At 73.8% G+C, this 6,026-nt stretch carries 4 protein-coding genes and 1 pseudogene; all 5 read right to left on the minus strand.

The features are described 5' to 3' along the window. A pseudogene (locus tag RH94_RS42565) lies at positions 1 to 1,098 on the minus strand (Rne/Rng family ribonuclease); the annotation flags it as partial. 279 nt (positions 1,099 to 1,377) lie between these two features. Continuing rightward, the gene (locus RH94_RS06680; RefSeq protein WP_073946709.1) at positions 1,378 to 2,163 is read right to left on the minus strand and encodes a TIGR03936 family radical SAM-associated protein; all 786 of its coding nucleotides are present in this window, start codon (positions 2,161 to 2,163) and stop codon (positions 1,378 to 1,380) included. Between the two features lie 98 nt (positions 2,164 to 2,261). Further along, the gene (locus RH94_RS06685; RefSeq protein WP_073946710.1) at positions 2,262 to 3,569 is read right to left on the minus strand and encodes a hypothetical protein; all 1,308 of its coding nucleotides are present in this window, start codon (positions 3,567 to 3,569) and stop codon (positions 2,262 to 2,264) included. 12 nt (positions 3,570 to 3,581) lie between these two features. Continuing rightward, complete coding sequence (locus RH94_RS06690) at positions 3,582 to 5,537, minus strand: TIGR03960 family B12-binding radical SAM protein (RefSeq protein WP_073946711.1); 1,956 nt, start codon at positions 5,535 to 5,537, stop codon at positions 3,582 to 3,584. 49 nt (positions 5,538 to 5,586) lie between these two features. Further along, positions 5,587 to 6,026 (minus strand): CHAD domain-containing protein (locus tag RH94_RS42570; protein ID WP_234425577.1); only part of this gene is annotated, 440 nt, incomplete at its 5' end.

Below are 6,026 nucleotides of genomic sequence, written 5' to 3' on the forward strand. Positions count from 1 at the left end.
GGGCCGCGCGGGCCGGCGCGGGGCCCCGTCCTCGGCGGCCGGGGTCTCCGGGGCGGCGGGCTGGACGGCGGGCTCGGAGAACCCGGTCGCGGCACGACGCACGACCCGGCGGCGGGTGCGCCGCGTCCCGGCCTCCTCGGCGGGTGCCTCGGCGACAGTCCGGGGGGCGGGCTCACCGACGGCGGCGGGCGCCTGCGGCGCGGGCTCTTCGGCGGGGGCGCCGGTCCCGGACTCGGTCTCGGTCTCGCTCGTGGGCGAGGCGGCGGGCGCGGACACCCGGCGCGTGGTACGCCGGCGCACACGGCGCGGAGCCGCCTCCTCCACCGCCTCGGCGGCGGACTCGTCCTCGGAAACCGCCTCGGGCTCGGCACTCACCGCGGTCCCGGTGCTCTCGGCGGCCTCGGCAGACACAGGCGCATCGGCGGGCGTCGACACACGCCGGGTCGCACGACGCCTCGTACGTCCGGTGGGCTCGGCGACGGCCTCGGCGGTGACCTGCCGGCCCGCGGCCTCCGCGACCTCGGTGGTCTCCGCGGCCTCCGTGGCCTCCGCAGTCTGCTCGCTCGCGGCCGGTACGGCCGTGGCGGACGCCGCGGTGGGCGTGGCCACGCTGCGCGTGGCACGCCGACGGGTACGCCGGGGAGCGGCGGCCTCGCCGACCTCGACGGACCCGGCGGGAACCTCGACGGCGGCCTCGCCGGACCCGGCCGGCGTCTCGTCGGCGGGGACCACCGGCACGACGGTCTCGGCGGCGGCCTCGTCCTGGGCCGCCTTCGGAGCCCCGGCGGGCGCGGAGGCCCGGCGGCGCGTACGACGCGCGGGCACGGGCTCCTCCACGGCGGCAGCGGCCTCCACCGCTTCCTCCGTCCCGGCACCGGCAACAGCGGCCTCGGCGGGCTCCTCCGTCTCCTCCGCGACCTCCGCGGACGCGGCCGGCGGCACGGCCGGTGCCGTGATCTCGGCCGGTGTCTCGGCGGACGCGGCGGCGGGCGGACCCGCCGGGCGGGACGCGGCACGGCGCCGACGACGCGGCGGCAGGGTGTCGCTGGGAGTGTTCAGTTCTTCGGAACCCTCGGCGGGTTCGATCGGTTCGAGCATGCGGGCGTATCTCCCGTCAGGCTCCCGGGCGCCGCGCCTGGTCCGGTGCCGATCGCATCGATCGAACACCGCTGACGTCCACGGCCCGCGCGGTGCGCGATGGCCGCCGTCCGGGGCGCGGGCGCCGCACGGGAGCTCTCTGTGTCCTGTCTCGCCGGTTCCGTACGCCTTGTCGTGCACGGCCTGGCGAAAGTCTTCTGGTAGGTGCGCTGCCCGACCCAGGTGGCTCCCGAGTCCGAGGGCGGCGCTTCGACGTCCATCCCTTACGCGGAACCGTTCCTACGCCGGCGCCTTCGCGGCGGCAGCGGAAGCGGCCCCCACAGAATCGGCCGGGGCGGCCATGTCTGCCTCGCGGTCGGGCGCGAGCGGGTCGGTCACCGTGCCGGTCTCTTCATCGAACAGCCCCTGCGCCAGCCTGGTCACCGCTGCGGGGACCGGCGGCGCCAGGTCGGCCACGGCGCGGAGACCGGACAGGACGTCGTCGGGTCGTACGGCAGGCGTCACGTGCCGAACAACCAGCCGCAGTATCGCACAGGGCTGGTCATTCGGCCCATCGGCTGCCGAATCATGCATGGGTGCGCTCTCCAGGCCCACGACCGCGGGACGGGCGTCGAAGGTGCGCATGCCGTTCTTGGTCAGGCGCTGTACTTCGACGGTCTCGGCGGCGTTGAACGCCGCGACCGCGCGTGCGGCCTCCGCCGGGTCGACGCCGTCCAGCCGCAGCTCCCACACGGAAGCGGTCAGCCGGTCGGCGAGCCCCGGTACACGGGCCTCGACCGCCTCGACGACGTCCAGCCCGGTGGGCAGCGACTCGTCGAGCAGCACGCGCAGGCGCTCCGGATCGCGGGGCGCGGTGAGCGCGATTTCCAGGTACTCCGCCTCACTGCCCGTGCCGGTGGGTGCGGCATTGGCGTAGGACACCTTCGGGTGCGGAGTGAACCCCGCCGAGTACGCCATCGGCACCTCGGCACGGCGCAGCGCACGCTCGAAGGCGCGCTGGAAGTCACGGTGGCTGGTGAACCGGAGGCGGCCGCGCTTGGTGTAGCGCAGTCGGATGCGCTGCACCGCGGGTGCGGGCGGCGGGCCTTCGGGCTGTCGCTTGCCCAGTGGAACTTCTCCTCGTGTACGGCGGACGGTCCGTGGCGCGCGGAGCCGGCACCGGATCACTCCCGGGTCGGCGGGTACACGCGCTCGGTCCTTCCGTCTAGAGTACGCGCCCCGGCCGCCACAGGTTCCCGCCGGGCAGGCGGCCGGGGTTCCCCGAGGAGCGCCCTGCGCAGATCGGCGCGGGTCTGCCGGGCGATGTCACGGGCGGCGGCGAACGCCTCCCGGCCGGCCCGGCCCACACGGCGCGCGGCCCGGGCCGCGGGGCGCAGCACGGCGTCCCGTACGGCGTGCCCGACCGGTGTGAGCACCGTGCGGTACGCCCAGCGCAGGGGCTCCACGAAGACCCACCGGAAGAGGGCCGCCAGGAACCGCCCGACGGCGAGCGAGATCCGCCCCGCGACCCGCCAGGCGTGCCCGAGGGCGTCCGCGGCCTCCCGCCCGACGGCGGCCAGGACGCGCCCGAGGGGCACGAGCACCCACCGCCACAGCGCGAGCGCGGGCAGGACGAACAGCACCCGACCGGCCCAGTACAGGGCCGCACCGACCCCGACGGCGACCCGGCCCGACACCCACCACAGTCCTCTGGCACACCAGGCGATCCCCCGCCCCACCGGCGCGAGAACCCACGTGTACGACCACACCGCGGGCGCGACGAGCAGCCACCGCCCGGTCCAGAGCACCCCCGCGAACACCCCGGCCCCCACAGCGGCGAGCACGAGCCCGACCCCTCGCACAAGCCACACAAGCGCATGACCGACCGGCGTCAGCACCCACCGGTACGCCCACACCAGCGGTACGACGACCAGCACCCGCCCCAGCCACCCGAGCACCCGCACCACCACATGCCCGACGGGCGTGAGCACGCGCGCGTACACCCACCCCAGCGCCGCCCCGGCCCCCCGCACAAGCCACACGAGCGCGTGCGCCAGAGGCGTCAGCACCCACCGGTACACCCATACCAGCGGTACGACGACCAGCACACGCCCCAGCCACCCGAGCACCCGCACCACCGCATGCCCGGCGGGCGTGAGCACGCGCGCGTACACCCACACCAGTGCCGCCCCGGCCCCCCGCACAAGCCACACGAGGGCGTGCGTCAGAGGCGTCAGCACCCACCGGTACGCCCACACGAGCGGTACGACGACCAGCACGCGCCCGAGCCGTTCCAGCACCCGCCCGACCGCCCGGCCGACCGGCCGCAGCACGGTGTCGCGCAGGAACCGCCCACCGACGACGAGCGCGTCCCACACCATCCGCACCGGCACGACCAGCACCAGCACGACGATCCGCACGGGCATCCGGACCGCCACCACGAGGCAGCCTTCGGGTGGCCGCTCCCCCGCTCCCGGCTTTTCGAGATCCATACCGGGAAGGTTTCAGCCGACCGGGGACTGCTTGACCGTCAGCGGCAGCAGCTTCCTGCCGGTCGGGCCGATCTGGATGGACGTGTCCATGGCAGGACACACCCCGCAGTCGAAGCACGGCGTCCAGCGGCAGTCCTCGACCTCCGTCTCGTCGAGGGCGTCCTGCCAGTCCTCCCAGAGCCAGTCCTTGTCGAGGCCGGAGTCGAGGTGGTCCCAGGGGAGGACCTCCTCGTAGGAGCGTTCGCGGGTGGTGTACCAGTCGACGTCGACGCCGTAGGGGGCCAGGGCCTTGTCGGCGCAGTTCATCCAGCGGTCGTAGGAGAAGTGCTCGCGCCAGCCGTCGAAGCGGCCGCCGTCCTCGTAGACCGCGCGGATGACCGCGCCCACGCGGCGGTCGCCGCGGGAGAGGAGGCCCTCGACGATGCCCGGCTTGCCGTCGTGGTAGCGGAAGCCGATCGAGCGGCCGTACTTCTTGTCGCCGCGGATCTTGTCGCGGAGCTTTTCGAGACGGGCGTCCGTCTCCTCCGCCGAGAGCTGGGGCGCCCACTGGAACGGGGTGTGCGGCTTGGGGACGAAACCGCCGATGGAGACCGTGCAGCGGATGTCGTTGGAGCCGGAGACCTCGCGGCCCTTCTGGATCACGCGGGTCGCCATGTCGGCGATCTGGAGGACGTCCTCGTCCGTCTCCGTGGGCAGGCCGCACATGAAATACAGCTTCACCTGGCGCCAGCCGTTGCCGTACGCCGTGGCGACGGTGCGGATCAGGTCGTCCTCCGAGACCATCTTGTTGATGACCTTGCGGATGCGTTCCGAGCCGCCCTCCGGGGCGAAGGTCAGGCCCGAGCGGCGGCCGTTGCGCGTCAGCTCGTTCGCCAGGTCGATGTTGAAGGCGTCGACCCGGGTGGAGGGGAGCGACAGGCCGATCTTGTCGTCCGTGTAGCGGTCGGCCAGGCCCTTGGCGATGTCGCCGATCTCGCTGTGGTCCGCGGAGGACAGGGAGAGCAGGCCGACCTCCTCGAAGCCCGTCGCCTTCAGGCCCTTGTCGACCATCTCGCCGATGCCCGTGATGGAGCGCTCGCGCACCGGGCGGGTGATCATGCCGGCCTGGCAGAAGCGGCAGCCCCGCGTGCAGCCGCGGAAGATCTCCACCGACATGCGCTCGTGCACCGTCTCCGCCAGGGGGACGAGGGGCTGCTTGGGGTACGGCCACTCGTCCAGGTCCATCACCGTGTGCTTGGACACGCGCCACGGGACGCCCGACCGGTTGGGAACGACCCGGCCGATGCGGCCGTCGGGGAGGTATTCGACGTCGTAGAAGCCGGGAACGTACACCGCGCCCGTCCTCGCCAGGCGGAAGAGGAGTTCCTCGCGCCCGCCCGGGCGGCCCTCCGCCTTCCAGGCACGGATGATCCCGGTGACCTCCAGCACCGCCTGCTCGCCGTCGCCGATCACCGCGCAGTCGATGAAGTCGGCGATCGGCTCCGGGTTGAAGGCCGCATGGCCGCCGGCCATCACGATCGGGTCCTCGTCCGTGCGGTCGCGCGCCCGGAGCGGGATGCCGGCCAGGTCCAGGGCCGTCAGCATGTTCGTGTAGCCCAGCTCGGTGGAGAAGGACAGGCCGAACACGTCGAAGGCGCGCACCGGGCGGTGGCCGTCGACCGTGAACTGCGGGACGCCGTGCTCCCGCATCAGCGCCTCCAGGTCGGGCCACACGCTGTAGGTGCGCTCGGCGAGGACGCCCTCGCGCTCGTTGAGGACCTCGTAGAGGATCATGACGCCCTGGTTGGGCAGGCCGACCTCGTAGGCATCCGGGTACATCAGCGCCCAGCGGACGTCGCAGTCGTCCCAGTTCTTGACGGTCGAGTTGAGCTCACCGCCCACGTACTGGATCGGCTTCTGCACATGCGGGAGCAGGGCCTCGAGTTGCGGGAACACAGACTCAACAGCCTCGACGGCTTCGGCAGGCATTTCGCGGACCTTCGTGAGCTGACAGGGGTGACCATTCAGCCTAACCCGGTCAGGGACCTGCCCCGCACGCCCGGAGGGCGTCCGGCAGCTCCGCCTCCACCGCCGCCGCCCGCCGTTCCTCGCGTTCGTGGAGCACCCCGTACGTGAAGGCGCTCTCCCCGGCCGCGTGCGCCTGGTCGGCCAGCTCGCGCAGGGCCTGGCGGGCCATGACGCTGTCCTGGTGGTCGCCGAGCAGGTTCTGGAGGTTCTTGGCGCCTTTCACCAGGCCGGCGGCCGGGTCGCCGAGGGCGGGGACGGCCGCCTCGGCCGCGTACCGGGTGGCCTTGGCCTGCTTGCGGGCCTCGTGCAGGGCGAGGTCGCGGTCGTGGCCGGGCGGCAGGGCGAGGGCCCGCTCCAGCAGGTCGGAGAGGGTCGCCCGCTCCTTCCGTACGGCCTTGGCGAGCACCTTGGCCGGTTTCCCGGCGGCCGCCGGGCGCAGCGGCGGGTCGG

This window comes from Streptomyces kebangsaanensis, from assembly GCF_001906585.1.
Lineage (GTDB): Bacteria > Actinomycetota > Actinomycetes > Streptomycetales > Streptomycetaceae > Streptomyces > Streptomyces kebangsaanensis.